Raw genomic sequence first — 15,727 nt, 5'->3', positions numbered from 1 at the left:
TGGCTAATCCCGTTCCAGAGACAGCATCATCAAATATTGAAGCCGCTCCAGCTGTTTCGTGTAATATAAATAACCGATTAAACATTCAAAAGCCGTGCTGTGCCGATATTCCAAAATATCGGCATTTTTGGCGGAGGTGCCGGATTTGGCGTTACGCCCCCGCTTCACAATACCGGTTTCTTCCTCCGTCAAATGAGGCATCCATCTTTGCAGCGACTTGGCTTGCGCTTTCGCCGAAACGTATTGAGTCGATAACCGGTGCAAATGATTAGGCCTCTGATTGGTCTGCGCAATGACGTATTGGCGGATAAACACCTCATACACCGCATCGCCGATATAGGCCAGCACGATCGGATTCAAGAGCCTCGGTTCTTTGGCCGGCGGGAAGCAAAAGAGCCCGGAATCGAGAGAGAATGGCTCTTTCATTATTTGTTGCGCCGCCAGCGGATACCTTGCGCCGTATCCTCCAGAATGATGCCTCGCTCCGTCAACAAATCGCGAATTTCGTCGGCGCGCGCCCAGTTTTTCGTTTTGCGCGCTTCGGTACGGTCCGCAATCAGCTGCTCGATCTCCTCGTCGAGCAAATCTTCGTCGGCTTGCACTAGTATGCCCAGGATTCGGTCCATCGCCTCGAATTGCCCGAGCAGCAGCTCAAGGGAGCCTGCGGTTACCCGCTCCTGCTGCAAGTGCAGATTAGCCGCATTGACGAGCTCGTAAATAGCCGTCACCGCGTCCGGCGTATTGAAATCGTCGTCCATTTTCGCCGCGAATTGCCGGCGCGCCTCATCGACAGCCAGAACGACGTCGGAAGCCGCCTCCCCGCTCTCGGCTGCAGCCAGCCGGTGTTTCACGTTGGCCAGGCAATTTTCAATCCGGGTCAACCCGTTTTTCGCCTGTTCGACTGTTTCGTCGCTGAAATTTAGCGGATTGCGGTAATGCGCGGACAGCATGAAATAGCGAATGACCTGCGGGCTCAGCGATTGCAGCAGCTGATGGACGTTGACGCCGTTGCCCTGCGATTTGGACATTTTCTCATTATTAATGTTGATATATCCGTTATGCATCCAGTAGTTGGCCATCGTATGCCCGGTGAAGCATTCGGATTGGGCAATCTCGCACTCATGATGCGGAAATTGCAAATCCTGGCCGCCGCCGTGAATGTCGATCGTTTCGCCCAAATATTTGCGGACCATCGCCGAGCACTCGATATGCCAGCCTGGCCGGCCTTCGCCCCAAGGGCTGGACCACGAAATTTCGCCGGGCTTGGCCGCCTTCCACAGCACAAAATCCTGCGGATTCTCCTTGCGCTCGTCCACCTCGACCCGGATGCCGAACTGGAGCTCCTCCAGGTTTTGATGCGACAGCTTGCCGTATTCCGCGAACTTCGTCGTCCGGAAATAAACGTCGCCGCCGTTTTCATAGGCATAGCCTTTGCTTACGAGACCTTCGATAAAAGCGATGATTTCATCGATATTTTCCGTTACCCGCGGGTTCAGCGTCGCTTTGCGGATGCCGAGACCTTCCGTATCTTCATAAAATTTACGAATAAATAGATCCGCTACCTCTGGAACCGTCACTTCCATTTGCGCCGCTTTTTTAATCAGCTTGTCGTCCACATCGGTGAAATTTACGACATAGGTTACGTCATAGCCGGTCGATTCCAAATAGCGCCGGACCACATCGAAAAAAATCATTGGCCGCGCATTGCCGATATGGATGTAATCGTACACGGTCGGGCCGCATACGTACATCTTTACTTTGCCGGGTTCTATAGTTTGGAACGTTTCTTTCGTCCTGGAAAGCGTATTATAAATTTTTAGCGCCATGCTCCTGGCTACCCCCGCTCTTGGATTTAATAGCTGCCACTTCGGCCTTCAATTGCTCGATCTGCTCCTGCATCTGACGAAACATGTCAATGACCGGGTCGGGCAAATTATGATGATCCAGCCGTCCTACGCGAACGCCGTCGCGCTTCACCACACGTCCAGGAATGCCTACAACGGTGCTGTTCGGAGGCACCTCGCTCAGTACGACGGCGTTCGAGCCGATCCGCGAGTTGTCCCCGACGACGAAGGAACCGAGCACCTTGGCCCCCGACGAGATAACGACATTGTTGCCGATGGTCGGATGACGCTTGCCCTTCTCCTTGCCCGTACCGCCCAAGGTGACGCCTTGATACAGCACGACATCGTCGCCGATTTCGCAGGTTTCGCCTATAATAACGCCCATCCCATGGTCGATGAAAAAGCGTCGGCCGATCACGGCGCCCGGATGAATTTCAATGCCTGTCATGAAGCGGCTGATCTGGGATATCACTCTTGCCATCGTATACCATTGACGTTTATAAAATCGATGAGCGAGCCGGTGCGCCCAAAGCGCGTGCAGCCCGGAGTAAGTGAATACCACTTCAAACCCGCTGCGGGCCGCGGGATCGTTCTCGAATATAGTTGCAATATCCTCTCTCATTTGATTAAACAAGAACATCCACCTGCTTTCTTACTGCTCGCTTTCCATATCGGCAATGAAAATAGACGCATGAGCCCGGCCGAGCCCCGATAATGGCCGAAAAATAAAAAGCCCCTACAGCCTGACGGCTGCAGAGGCGTAAAGTCGCGGTTCCACTCTGCTTGGACGTGCATGCATAACTGCGCGCAGCGTCCATCTTGTGCGTTCGTAACGTGAACGGTACGGTAAGACTACCCTGCCTGGCGTTCGCTTCATGTTCCCAAGCCAGCGCGGCAGCTCGTCGATACGGCTCCCAGGTGCATTTCCAATCCGCGGGAATGGACAGCTTTCAGCCCGGCGCATTCGGCCGGCTGTCCTCTCTGTAAAACCCTTGCAGCATTTGTACTCTCCTGATCGACGCCAAATATGTCATTTCAAGTTGCTCATTTCCGGTTCAACCGGATGCTTGCTGATATTATATCGAAAAAGGGTACGGTTTACAATAATTTATTCAGTCGGGCGACGACTTTATTTCTACCCAGCAGAAACACCGTCATATTGAGATCGGGGCCGTGGGTCTGTCCGGTGAGTGCGACACGGATCGTCATGAACAGCTGCTTCCCCTTGTAGCCCGTCGCTTTCTGCACCGCCTTCAGCATGGCCGGAATATGCTCGGCCGCGAATGTCTCGGCCTTTTCCACTTCATCCAAAAAGCCGCGCAGCACGATGGGAACATGGTCTTCCGCAAGCAGCGCCTTGGCTTCTTCTTCAACGTGCGTGACTTCATCCTGGAAGAACAGCTCCGATAACGGGACGATTTCCGCAGCATACTGCATTCTTTCCTGATTGAGCCCGACGAGGCGCGTCACCCATTCCAGCTGCTCTGTTCCTGGCTGCTCCGGCACGAGACCGGCCTTTTGCAGATGCGGCAAGGAGAGCTCCACGACGCGGGACAGCTCCGCCTTTTTCAAATAATGATTGTTCATCCAGTTCAGCTTATCCATATCGAATACGGCAGGGCTCTTCGAGACGCGGTCCAAACCGAATTGCTCGATCAGCTCTTCCTTGGAGAAAATCTCCTCTTCACCTTTAGGCGACCAGCCGAGCAGCGCGATAAAGTTCATGACCGCTTCGGGCAAATAACCGAGCTCTTGATACTGCTGAATAAATTGAATGATCGATTCGTCCCGCTTGCTCATTTTTTTGCGGTCCTGGTTCAAAATAAGCGACAGATGCGCAAATTCCGGGATCGGCAAACCAAGCGCCTCGTACATCATAATTTGTCTCGGCGTATTGGACAAATGCTCCTCGCCGCGGATGACCAAATTGATATCCATCAAGTGATCGTCAAGAATGACGGCAAAGTTGTAGGTCGGAATTCCGTCGGGACGCACGATAATAAAATCGCCGATGCCGCCCGAATCAAATTCGACATGCTCGCGGACGCGGTCCTCGAATGCAATCACCCGGTCCTCCTTTACGCGAAAACGAACGGACGGCTTGCGCCCTTCCGCTTGGTACCGCTCCAGCTCCTCAGGCGTCACATGACGGCATTTGCCGGAGTAACGCGGCATTTCGCTTCTCGCTTCCTGCTCCGCGCGCTCCCGCTCCAAATCCGCTTCCGAGCAGTAGCAATGATAAGCGCTGCCGCTCTGCAGCAATTGCTCGATGAACGGCCGGTACAGGTCCAGACGTTCGGTTTGCCGGTAAGGACCGTAAGGGCCGCCTACATCGACGCTTTCATCCCAGTCCAGGCCAAGCCATTGCAGACCTTCCAGCTGGCTGCCGATACCGGACTCCACATGCCGCGTCTGATCGGTGTCCTCGAATCGGATAACAAATTTCCCGCCAAGCTTGCGGGCCAACAAATAATCGAATAATGCCGTACGCGCGCCGCCAATATGAAGATGGCCCGTGGGGCTTGGCGCATATCTGACACGCAGTTGATCTGACATAAGTGCTTGCTCCCCTCTGTGACAACCGTATACTGAATATTTTTGTTATGATAGCACATCTTGGATTAAACAAACAACCGATTGTGCCGCAATTCCTTCGCCGCGGCCGGTAAAACCGAGCTGCTCCGTCGTTGTCGCCTTCACATTGACCTGGGACGGCGCCGCTTCCAGCGCTGCGGCAATCCGTTCCACCATGGCCGGTATATGCGGCGCCATTTTGGGCTTTTGCGCGATAATCGTAGAATCGATATTGCCCAGCCTATAGCCCGCTTCTTTAGCCAGCTTCCATACGTCCAGCAGCAATTGATAGCTGTCCGCATCTTTGTAGGCCTGATCCGTATCCGGAAAATGCTTGCCGATGTCTCCCATGCCGAGTGCGCCCAAAATCGCATCGCTGATCGCATGCAATAGCACATCCGCATCGGAATGGCCGAGCAGCCCTTTTTCATAAGGGATGTCGACGCCGCCGATAATACATTTCCTTCCTTCCGCCAATTGATGCACATCAAACCCCTGTCCCACTCGAATCATTGTACGCTCTCTCCTCTGACATGATGAATAATCCAGTCCGCCCAAGGCAAATCCTCCGGCGTCGTTATCTTTATATTGTAATAGTCGGCCTCCACGACTTGAACCGGCGTTCCGATCCGCTCGACCAGCATGGCGTCGTCCGTTCCGGTAAATCCGTCCTTCTCGGCCTCCGCATATGCGCGTTTCAGCAAAGAAAGACGAAAAGCTTGTGGGGTTTGAATCGCCCACAAGCTCCGCCGGTCCGGCGTAGACTGTATCGTTCCCGCGGAATTGACCACCTTGATCGTATCCTTGACCGGAACGGCTAGGACGGCGGCTTCCGTCTCCATCGCTTTGCGCCAGCAAGCCACAACATGCTCCACCGCCACAAAAGGGCGGACACCGTCGTGCACCATTACCCATTCGGTATCCGCAGCGAGCGCCTGAAGTCCGCGATATACGGAATGCTGACGCTCCTTGCCGCCCGCTACAATATGCTTTACTTTGCTTAGCCCATATTGCCCGACATAGCCCGAACACCGTTCCATGTCATCGGTTCCGGTTACCAGCACAATCGTATCGACCTGCGCGATCCGCTGAAACAATGCCAACGTATGTACAATAATCGGTTTCCCGTTCAAATGTAAATATTGCTTGCTCTCCTCTGTCCGCATCCGCGAGCCTTTGCCCGCGGCTACGACGACAACCGCCAGCTTCCCCATTGCTTCCCCACCTGCCAACTACTGCATCCGGGCACTTTTTCCAGAAGTGCTGCCGCTCCCCTTATCATATACGTTTTAGAGCGCTTTTTCCAATAGTTTCGGTTTGGCGAAAATCATCCGGCCCGCCGACGTCTGCAGCACGCTTGTAACGAGAACATCCAGCGTCATTCCGATAAAGTCGCGTCCGCCTTCCACAACAATCATCGTACCGTCATCCAGGTAAGCGACGCCTTGACCGTGCTCCTTGCCGTCCTTAATGACCTGCACCAGAATTTCTTCTCCCGGCAGCACGACCGGCTTGACCGCATTCGCCAAATCGTTAATATTCAATACCGATACGCCCTGCAGCTCGCATACTTTGTTTAAATTAAAATCGTTTGTAATGACTTTGCCCTGCAAGACTTTGGCCAGCTTCACCAGCTTGCTGTCCACCTCGGAGATTTCTTCGAAATCGCCTTCGTAAATCAGCACCTTGACGTCCAGCTCTTTTTGAATTTTATTCAAAATGTCCAATCCGCGGCGTCCGCGGTTTCGTTTGAGCAAATCGGAGGAATCGGCAATATGCTGCAGCTCTTCCAGTACAAATTCAGGGATGACCAAGGTCCCCTCGATAAATCCGGTTTTGCAAATATCCGCAATACGGCCGTCGATAATGACGCTTGTATCCAAAATTTTATGCTCCTCAAACCCTTTGATTTCACCGGCTGCGCTCCGCTCTTTGGAGCTCCGGCCCTTGGACAGGAGAACGATGAATTCCTCTTTTTTCGCGTAACCGAGCCGGAATCCGATCACTCCGAACATCGCCGTAAATATGGCTTGCAGCAGGGGCGAAACGATCCCCGCCTGTCCGAACGGCGTCAGCAGCATAACCGCCAGCAGCAAGCCGACCACCATGCCCGCCGTACCCGCGAAGAGGTCGGCAATCGGCATATGCGCGACTTTTTCCTCCCCTTGCTTCATCCACTTCATTCCGTAATGGGCTGCCCAAGATCCGATTATATAAAAGAGCAGCACGCCAACCGCCGTCAACCAGTATGCCTTTCCGGCTACTTCGCTCACACCAAACATCTCTATGAATTTAAAAAATGGTTGACCGACCGAATCACTCCACCCATAACATAACATGCCTCCAATAACTGCAAAAAAGCACTGAAACCATCTTTTCATCATAGAATCACCTCCACGCTTTCATTTATAAAAAATTCATTCAATATAATTATGAACCAAATCCTTCCTGCCTAATCGTCTTTTGTCAAAAGAAATGCAAAAAAAAAGCATTCACTTTCCGATTACGGAAAATAAATGCTTTTCATTTTCGCTTATTCGCATCGTTATAACGATCTTGTTTCCGAGTTCACATCATCCATGGATTTGCCGTTTCTTTTGCGTTTCCTAAACAACAGGCGTTCAACGTTTTTTTTTAAGCCGTACAGCGCATAAAGAAGCAGCGGTACAAAAATCATTTTCGATAAGGTGCCCGGATAATTCACCGCCACGATAACGGCGACGATAACGACAACGGGCGTAATCCATATAGCCGCTTTGGGAATTCCCACTTTTTTGAAATTGGGATATTTCACGGTGCTCACCATCAGATACGACAACAGCAAGGTGCTGAGCACGAGCACAACGGTATTCAGCTCTTTATGGAATAAAGCCAGCGTACACAATACACCGCCGGCCGCTGGAATCGGCAGACCGATAAAGTAGCCCGGAGTTCCGGCCACAACATTAAATCGCGCCAAACGGAGCGCTCCGCAAATCGGGAAGATCGCAGTAACCACCCACGCTGCAGCCGCGTTAAGCTCTGTAAAAGCAACCACATACATAATAAATGCGGGTGCAACCCCGAACGAAATAACATCGGATAAAGAATCCAGTTCTTTGCCGAATTCGCTTTGGGCATTCAGTGCACGCGCCACACGTCCATCCAGTCCGTCCAATAACATAGCCACGATCACCATAATTGCTGCGAGCTCCGGCCTGTTATTAAAAACGAGAATGATTGAAATTATTCCTAAAAACAAGTTCCCTACTGTAAATAGATTGGGAAGAGATTTAGTTAGCATTATTTGTCCACCTCTAGTTTACTGTACCCTAATATACCTAATTATATTAAAGCACCCTCTGATTGTATGCAAGTTAAATATGTCTGTCAATGAGAACTTGGTCTTGAATCCGCTTTAAGCCTTCCTTAATCGCCCTTGCCCTGACTTCGCCTATGCCGTCCACTTCATCAAGCTCCTCTATGGTTGCCATCAACAGATGGGGCAGTCGTCCGAACGTTTCAACCAGGTTATGGATGATGACCGCAGGAAGCCGCGGTATTTTGCTGAGCACGCGATAGCCTCTTGGCGATACCGTCTCCTCCGCAAGATTGCTCGTATGCTGATAACCCAGCAATCGGGCTATATGATAATGGTCCAGCACTTCCTCTGCCGCCAGCCGTTTTAGGCTGTTGGTCATATCCTTGATTCTATCATCATTTAGCTCTTTAATATAGTCTTTTAACAAAAGTTGCGCTTCCAATTCGGTATTTCCGACCAATTCTTCCAGCTGCATATTGATAAGACGGCCTTCCGTCCCCAACTCGTTAATGTAGCGCTTTATTTCTGCTTTAACGCGCAGCACCATCTCGACGCGCTGAATCACGTTCGTCACATCGTGGAGCGCAACTAGCTCCTCGAATTCCGAGGCGCCCAAATTCGTCAACGCCTGATCCAGAACCGTTTTATATCGTTCGAGCGTTTGGATCGCCTGATTCGCCTTCGTCAATATAACGCCTATGTCCTTTAATGAATAGCGAAGATTGCCCTGGTACAAGGTGATTACATTCCGTCTTTGGGAAATGGACACGACAAGCTTGGAGGTTTGCTTGGCGACCCGCTCAGCCGTCCGGTGGCGGATTCCCGTTTCCGTGGAGGAAATTGACGAATTCGGTATAAGCTGCGTATTCGCGTATAAAATTCGTTTCAAATCTTCGCTTAAAATAATCGCTCCATCCATTTTGGCCAGCTCATATAAATAGTTCGGCGAAAAATCACAATTGATGGAAAAGCCTCCATCGACGATTTCCATTACTTCCGGGCTGTAGCCGACAACGATCAGTGCGCCCGTTTTGGCCCGCAGCACATTTTCCAGGCCTTCGCGAAAAGGCGTTCCCGGCGCGACCATCTGCAGCAGCTGGCTCATCACATCCCGTTTCAATTCTTCCTTGCTCATGTTGTCCCTCCCTAATCCCCCTCCCTACCCTTCCCGCCGGGAGAGCCTCGGAAGGCTCCGCCCACTGGACACCCATTTGGGAAAGGAGGTTCGGTAGCAGTTCTTTCACCTATATACATTACCCCAAGGCGGCCTTTAACGCCTCCGCCACTGTGTTCACGCCAATAATTTCGATAGAGGCCGGAGGGGTCCAGCCCTTCAAGCTTTTTTCCGGTAAAATAACGCGGCGAAAGCCGAGCTTTTCCGCTTCCTTCACTCTTTGGTCGACGCGGGATACGCCGCGAACCTCGCCCGTCAGCCCAACCTCGCCGAATATGACATCGAAAGGCTGCGTAGGCTGCTCCCTTAAGCTGGAAGCAATACTAACAGCAATTGCCAGATCAACGGCAGGTTCATCCAGCTTAACCCCGCCGGCAACGTTGACATATGCGTCCTGATTTTGCAAAAACATGCCGATTCTTTTCTCCAGCACAGCAATAATCAACGCCATCCGGTTATGGTCGATTCCAGTTGCCATGCGCCGCGGCGATGGAAAATTGGTCGGCGAAACCAACGCCTGCAGCTCGACAAGCACAGTCCGGGTTCCTTCCATGCTCGCAACTACCGTAGAGCCCGATACGCCCAGCGGCCGCTCCGATAAAAACAGCTCGGAAGGATTATTCACTTCTACCAGCCCGTTTTCCTGCATTTCAAATATGCCGATTTCGTTTGTCGCCCCGAAGCGGTTTTTCACCGCCCGCAGCAGCCGGTAGGAATGGTGGCGTTCTCCTTCAAAATACAGCACGCAATCGACCATATGCTCCAGCATCCGCGGCCCGGCAATCGCGCCTTCCTTAGTAACATGACCCACGAGCACGGTTGCGATACCTTTTATTTTGGCAATGCGCATAAAATGTCCCGTACATTCTCTTACCTGCGAGACGCTGCCGGGCGCGGACGAAATGGCCGGATGGTAGACGGTCTGAATGGAATCGATGACCAGGAAATCGGGCTGCACTTGCTCAATCGCCGCTTCGATCTGCTCCAGATTCGTTTCGCACAGCACATATAGCAGCTCGGAAGTCGCCTGCAGACGATCCGCGCGCAGCTTCGTCTGGCGAACCGATTCCTCCCCGGATATGTACAGCACCTTTTTCTCGCTTTGCGTCAAATCATAGGAGGTTTGCAGCAGCAGGGTCGATTTCCCGATGCCCGGATCCCCGCCAACCAGCAGCAGCGAGCCGGGTACAACTCCACCGCCCAGCACACGGTTCAATTCCTTGTTGCGTGTCAAAATGCGCTGCTCTTCCGTACCTTTTATATTTATGATCGAAACGGCCTTTTCTTTCGTCCGCAAAAGAGAAGATTGCATCCCCTGCGTCTTCGTGACCGTTTCCAGTTCTTCGACAAATGTATTCCATGCCTGGCAGCCCGGACATTTGCCAAGCCACTTGGGCGATTCAAACCCGCATTCCGAACAGAAAAACTTCGTTTTTTGCTTAGCCATTCCAACGCTCCCAGCTGATTATTAAATCCGATCCGACAAAACGGTGTATATCAAAGTTTACCATTTTGGGGAAGTAATGAAAACCCTCTTGCTGAAGAAACTGCCCCTTGCGGCAATAAAAAAAAACATCCCGCGGCTATTGCCGCAGGATGTTCGCTTCCTGCCCCGTTATCAGGATTGTGTTACTCCTTGACTGCGCTCTACGGTTAATTCGCCGTCCTGCTCGTCAATCGTTAACGTATCGCCTTTCGATATCATGCCGCGCAGCAGTTCTTCGGACAAACGGTCCTCGATATGCTTTTGAATCGCTCTGCGCAGCGGTCTCGCTCCATAGGTCGGATCGAAGCCTTCTTTGGCCAGAAATGCTTTCGCCTTATCGGTCAAAATAAAGTCGACCTCTTGCTCTTTCAGACGTTTGCGCAAATCTTCGGCCATCAAGGTTACGATTTCCGAGATATGATTCTCATCCAAGGAGTGGAACACAATGATCTCATCGATCCGGTTCAAGAACTCCGGACGGAAGCTCTTCTTCAACTCGCTCATTACTTTATCCTTCATATTGCCGTAATCTTTGCCGGCATCCTGCGCGGCCGTGAAGCCGAGCGAGGAGTTTTTCTTGATCATTTCCGCGCCTACGTTCGAAGTCATGATGATCAACGTGTTGCGGAAATCTACCGTGCGTCCTTTGGAATCGGTCAGTCGGCCGTCTTCGAGAACCTGCAGCAGTATATTAAATACTTCCGGATGCGCCTTCTCGATTTCATCCAACAGGACGACCGAGTACGGCTTACGGCGAACTTTTTCCGTCAGCTGGCCGCCTTCCTCATAGCCGACGTACCCCGGAGGAGCCCCTACCAGCCGCGATGTCGAATGCTTTTCCATGTATTCCGACATGTCGATCCGGATAACTGCATTTTCATCGCCGAACAGCGATTCCGCCAACGCGCGGGCCAGCTCGGTTTTACCGACACCTGTCGGACCGAGGAAGATGAACGAGCCCATCGGCCGCTTCGGATCTTTAAGGCCTGCTCTTGCGCGGCGGATAGCGCGGCTGACCGCTTTAACGGCTTCATCCTGACCAATGACACGGTCGTGCAGGATCGATTCCATCTTCAGCAGACGCTGCGTTTCCTCCTCCGCCAGCTTGACGACCGGAATGCCGGTCCAGCTCGCCACGACCTGCGCGATATCGTCAGGCGTTACTTCGGAGTCAGTGCGCCCTTGCTTTTCTTTCCAATCGTTCTTGGTCGTATCCAGCTCTTCACGCAGCTTCTGCTCCGTATCGCGCAGCGATGCGGCTTTCTCGAACTCTTGGCTTTGAACGGCCGCGTCCTTCTCCTTGCGGATATCTTCGAGCTTGCTCTCCAGCTTTTTCAGATCGGGCGGTACGGTGTAAGAGCGAAGCCTTACTTTCGAGCTTGCCTCGTCAATCAGGTCGATCGCCTTATCCGGCAAGAACCGGTCGGTAATGTAGCGGTCGGACAATTTTACCGCTTGTTCAATGGCATCGTCGGTAATTTTAACGCGGTGATGCGCTTCGTAACGGTCGCGCAGCCCATGCAAAATTTGAATCGCTTCTTCCGGAGAAGGCTGATCTACTGTAATCGGCTGGAACCGTCTCTCCAAAGCCGCATCTTTCTCGATATATTTGCGGTATTCATCCAACGTCGTTGCCCCGATGCATTGAAGCTCGCCTCTGGCTAACGCCGGCTTCAAAATATTGGACGCATCGATCGCACCTTCCGCCCCGCCTGCGCCGATCAGCGTATGCAGCTCATCGATGAACAGGATGATATTGCCGGCTTGGCGGATTTCGTCCATTATTTTTTTGAGACGATCCTCGAATTCGCCGCGGTATTTGGTGCCGGCTACAACCGAACCCATATCCAGCGTCATCACTCGCTTGTCGCGCAGCGTTTCGGGAATTTCATTGTTAATTATTTTTTGCGCCAAGCCTTCGGCAATCGCCGTTTTACCGACGCCGGGCTCGCCGATCAGCACCGGATTATTTTTCGTTCTGCGGCTCAGCACTTGAATAACGCGTTCAATTTCTTTGCCTCTTCCAATAACGGGATCCAGGTTGCCGTCTTTCGCGTAGGCCGTCAGATCCCGCGCCAGGCCGTCCAGCGTCGGCGTGTTGACGTTTGCGCTGCTGCCGCTGTTCGTGGATACGACTTCGCTGCTGCCCAACAGCTGCAGCACTTGCTGGCGGGCTTTATTCAGGCTGACGCCCAGGTTGTTCAGGACGCGGGCCGCCACGCCTTCGCCCTCCCGGATCAGACCGAGCAAAATATGCTCCGTTCCGACATAAGTATGGCCCAGCTTGCGCGCTTCATCCATCGACAGCTCGATAACTTTTTTCGCGCGGGGAGTGTATGCAATGTTGGTAGGCTGCTCTTGTCCCCGGCCGATTAAAGCCTCCACCTCGTCCTGGATTTTTTCCAAACCTAATCCTAAAGCGATCAGTGCTTTGGCGGCAATGCCATCACCTTCGCGAATCAAACCGAGCAAAATATGCTCCGTTCCGATATTATTATGACCTAAACGAACGGCTTCCTCTTGTGCCAGTGACAATACTTTTTGCGCACGTTCCGTAAATCTTCCAAACATCATGCGTAACACCTCCATAAAGAATAAGTATTAACGAAGTACGTTTGACATGTAAGAAGCAATCAACTCGCGATGCGCTAAGACTCCGATGTCAGTTTTTCCCTAATGAGCTGTGCTCTTCTTATGTCTCTTTCTTCAGCTGTTAGCTTTTCTCCTGCATACTGCTGCAAAAAACCCGGTTGGGTCATCACCAGCAGTTCATTCATGATTTGCATGGGAACATTCTTAATGATTCCCAAATCGATGCCCAAACGTACATCGGACAGGCGCTGAGCCGCCTCCTTCGAATCCATAATTGCGGCGTAGGACATAATGCCGTACGATCTGCTGATGCGGTCGACAAGCTTGGACTTCGTTTCCAGTTGAAGCTTTTCGCGCGCCGCCCGCTCATGCTCGATAATTTGCCGTACGACCCCGTACAAATTTTCGATTATTTCCTGTTCGGACTGCCCTAACGTAATCTGATTCGAAATTTGAAACAGGTTGCCCAGCGCCTCGCTTCCTTCGCCATACAAGCCGCGAACCGCTAACCCGACCTGCGTGATAGCCGATAAAATCCGGTTGATTTGTTGGGTTAATACTAAGGCCGGCAAGTGAATCATGACCGAAGCGCGAATACCGGTGCCCACATTGGTCGGGCAGCTCGTTAAATATCCGCGTTTTTCATCAAAAGCATAATCGAACTCGAATTCAAAAACATCGTCGATCTGGCTGGCCAAATCCCAAGCCTCCTGAATTTGAAAACCGGGGCACAAGCATTGTATTCGTAAATGGTCCTCTTCATTCACCATAATGCTGACGGATTCGTTATCGCTTAGTATGACGGCGCCGTTTCGCGATTCATTGGCCAAGGCCGGACTAATTAAATGCTTCTCAACCAATACCCGCTTTTCCAATTCGTCCAGCTCATCGAGGGTCAGCAACGTAAAATTACTGATCGTGCCCAGCTCCTCCTGATTCAAAACGCTCGATAGCTTATCAAGCACTTCTTGGGATTGCTGGTTCGTGGAGAGCATCGGAAACGGATACGACTGCAAGTTTCTCGCTATACGAATTCGTGTGCTGATAACGATATCCGAGTCCGGCCCTTCACTTTTCATCCAGTCGCTTAAAGCCTGCTTCGTAAACCGATTCGCTTTAGCTGTCATAAGTTTTCCTCCTTGCCATAAAGAGAACCCCGCCGCAATCCAATGACTGCGAATCCGAGTGTTTTATTAATTAGCTTTTAACTTTCAGCGACTTTTCTCTCGAGCTGGCGGATCTCGTCGCGAAGTTTGGCCGCTTCTTCAAATTCTTCGCCTTGAATGCGAAGCAGCAGTTCCTTTTTCAAATCTTCAATCTCTCTCTTATATTTAATTAACCCGCCTGAGCGTTTGGGAACCTTTCCCGTATGAACGGTATTGCCGTGCACTCTTTTAAAAAGCGGGTCGAGCTTGTCGTCAAAATGCTTGTAGCAGGAGCTGCAGCCGAAACGGCCCACTTTGCTGAACTGGCTATATGTCAATCCGCACTGCTCACAGCGTCCGGGCTGCGATTTGGATGTCACGGAGTTTTGCGAAGGGTCAAAATCAAGCAGACCTGACAATAGATTATGGATAGAAAACCCATTCGGTGTGCCCGGAATCAACTCCCCCTTCTCGCGAGCGCACGATTCGCAAATGTGAAATTCCGTCTTCTCGCCGTTTAATATTTTAGTAAAATGAAGCGTTGCCTGCTTCTTACCACATTCCTGGCATAGCATCGACATTCCCTCCTTACTTGCTCAACAAGGATATCAGCATAGCTTTCAAAATTCTGGCGCGAATTTCGTCTCTCAGCGGCAGCTTCAAGACTAATACTTCTCTGTCAATCGCCGCCTTCATCAGCGCGGCTTCTCTAGAAGTAATGTAACCACTCTCCTTCAATTGATACAAAAGCCCTTCTGACGTGGTTTGATCAATTTGGCCGCTAATTGTTTTAAATATATGGTCAAGCACCGAACCATGTGCATTCAGTTCGATTCTTTGAATCCGGATATATCCGCCGCCGCCGCGCTTGCTTTCGACAATGTACCCTTTTTCCAAAGTAAAACGAGTGCTTATCACGTAATTAATTTGCGAGGGGACGCAAGCGAATTGATCAGCCAGATCGTTTCGTTGAATTTCGATCATGCCTTCATTGCTCTGCTGTAAACTTTGCTTTAAATATTGTTCGATTATTTCCGAGATATTACGCATCAATTCAACCTCCTAGCCAAGAAGTAAATTGACTTTGACTTTCTTTGACTTTAATAACATTATAGCAGATTTGAAATAATTTGCAACAGCGTCGCTTTAAGTTGTTCAAGCAGCTTTTTATGGCGTTTTCGACGTGCAAAAAGCATTGTGAACGGCGACTCAAGATTGGATTATACCGGTGAAAATTTCCGCTTAATTCCGAGGCGACAAAGAAGCAGCCGATCCATTAAGGATCGGCTGCTTCCGGTATTTGCTTGGCGATGTCCTACTCTCCCAAGACCCTGCGGTCTAAGTACCATTGGCGCTGGAGGGCTTAACGGTCGTGTTCGAGATGGGAACGCGTGGTTCCCCTCCGCCATCATCACCAAACGTGGTTTAAGTTTGATGTTCCCGCCAAGGAACATCCGTTCTTCATGCCAATTGCTCTCGGGGCTCCCCGCAAAGTAATCGGCATTATCATCGGAGCTTCCCTTCACTTTGTGGGGTGAAGTTATTGCGCCTTGAAAACTGGATCCGAAACCGGCAAGCATAGCTGTATTGCTTTTTTATCAGGGGTCCCGC

14 protein-coding genes and 1 rRNA gene are annotated in these 15,727 nt (G+C 51.3%); all 15 read right to left on the bottom strand.

The genetic code is table 11. The features are described 5' to 3' along the window. Nucleotides 1–3: 3 nt before the first annotated feature. Nucleotides 4–426 carry a Mini-ribonuclease 3 gene (locus E1757_RS32390; RefSeq protein ID WP_133236080.1) on the bottom strand — a complete coding sequence of 141 codons (423 nt, stop codon included), beginning with the start codon at nt 424–426 and terminating at the stop codon, nt 4–6. After that, nucleotides 426–1,826 carry a cysteine--tRNA ligase gene (gene cysS, locus E1757_RS32385; protein ID WP_133236078.1) on the bottom strand — a complete coding sequence of 467 codons (1,401 nt, stop codon included), beginning with the start codon at nt 1,824–1,826 and terminating at the stop codon, nt 426–428. Before cysS ends, E1757_RS32390 begins: the two co-directional genes overlap by 1 nt. Then, complete coding sequence (gene cysE / locus E1757_RS32380) at nt 1,807–2,484, bottom strand: serine O-acetyltransferase (RefSeq protein ID WP_425464877.1); 678 nt, start codon at nt 2,482–2,484, stop codon at nt 1,807–1,809. The genes cysS and cysE overlap by 20 nt, the downstream gene beginning before the upstream one ends. A gap of 458 nt (nt 2,485–2,942) precedes the next feature. Beyond that, on the bottom strand, nt 2,943–4,400 hold the full coding sequence (gene gltX / locus E1757_RS32375) for a glutamate--tRNA ligase (protein ID WP_133236076.1): 1,458 nt from the start codon (nt 4,398–4,400) through the stop codon (nt 2,943–2,945). Between the two features lie 45 nt (nt 4,401–4,445). Next, a complete protein-coding gene (gene ispF, locus E1757_RS32370; RefSeq protein ID WP_133236074.1) occupies nt 4,446–4,931 on the bottom strand; it encodes a 2-C-methyl-D-erythritol 2,4-cyclodiphosphate synthase in 486 nt (161 codons plus the stop codon). Next, nucleotides 4,928–5,632 (bottom strand): 2-C-methyl-D-erythritol 4-phosphate cytidylyltransferase, encoded by a 705-nt coding sequence (ispD, locus tag E1757_RS32365; RefSeq protein WP_133236072.1) that lies wholly within the window; start codon nt 5,630–5,632, stop codon nt 4,928–4,930. The genes ispF and ispD overlap by 4 nt, the downstream gene beginning before the upstream one ends. 75 nt (nt 5,633–5,707) lie before the next feature. Next, nucleotides 5,708–6,802: a PIN/TRAM domain-containing protein gene (locus E1757_RS32360; RefSeq protein ID WP_133236070.1), complete on the bottom strand. Its 1,095-nt coding sequence runs from the start codon at nt 6,800–6,802 to the stop codon at nt 5,708–5,710. Nucleotides 6,803–6,963: 161 nt separating this feature from the next. Further along, nucleotides 6,964–7,701, bottom strand: coding sequence for a CDP-diacylglycerol--serine O-phosphatidyltransferase (gene pssA / locus E1757_RS32355; RefSeq protein ID WP_133236068.1), 738 nt, complete (start codon nt 7,699–7,701; stop codon nt 6,964–6,966). A gap of 73 nt (nt 7,702–7,774) precedes the next feature. Then, a complete protein-coding gene (gene disA / locus E1757_RS32350) occupies nt 7,775–8,854 on the bottom strand; it encodes a DNA integrity scanning diadenylate cyclase DisA (RefSeq protein WP_133236066.1) in 1,080 nt (359 codons plus the stop codon). Between the two features lie 118 nt (nt 8,855–8,972). After that, nucleotides 8,973–10,340: a DNA repair protein RadA gene (gene radA / locus E1757_RS32345; protein ID WP_133236063.1), complete on the bottom strand. Its 1,368-nt coding sequence runs from the start codon at nt 10,338–10,340 to the stop codon at nt 8,973–8,975. 171 nt (nt 10,341–10,511) lie between these two features. Next, a complete protein-coding gene (gene clpC, locus E1757_RS32340; protein ID WP_133236060.1) occupies nt 10,512–12,953 on the bottom strand; it encodes an ATP-dependent protease ATP-binding subunit ClpC in 2,442 nt (813 codons plus the stop codon). Between the two features lie 74 nt (nt 12,954–13,027). Further along, nucleotides 13,028–14,098, bottom strand: coding sequence for a protein-arginine kinase McsB (gene mcsB / locus E1757_RS32335; RefSeq protein ID WP_133236058.1), 1,071 nt, complete (start codon nt 14,096–14,098; stop codon nt 13,028–13,030). Between the two features lie 77 nt (nt 14,099–14,175). Continuing rightward, nucleotides 14,176–14,691, bottom strand: coding sequence for a protein-arginine kinase activator protein McsA (gene mcsA / locus E1757_RS32330; protein ID WP_133236056.1), 516 nt, complete (start codon nt 14,689–14,691; stop codon nt 14,176–14,178). Nucleotides 14,692–14,704: 13 nt separating this feature from the next. After that, entirely contained in the window at nt 14,705–15,166 is a 462-nt protein-coding gene (locus tag E1757_RS32325; RefSeq protein ID WP_133236054.1) for a CtsR family transcriptional regulator, read from the bottom strand. 252 nt (nt 15,167–15,418) lie between these two features. Continuing rightward, nucleotides 15,419–15,535 (bottom strand): 5S ribosomal RNA (rrf, locus tag E1757_RS32320). Nucleotides 15,536–15,727: the final 192 nt, after the last annotated feature.

The organism is Paenibacillus piri, assembly GCF_004354045.1.
GTDB classification, from domain to species: Bacteria; Bacillota; Bacilli; order Paenibacillales; family NBRC-103111; genus Paenibacillus_S; species Paenibacillus_S piri.
Note: the sequence above shows the minus strand (reverse complement) of the source record. Positions and strands in the feature narration are given on the sequence as shown.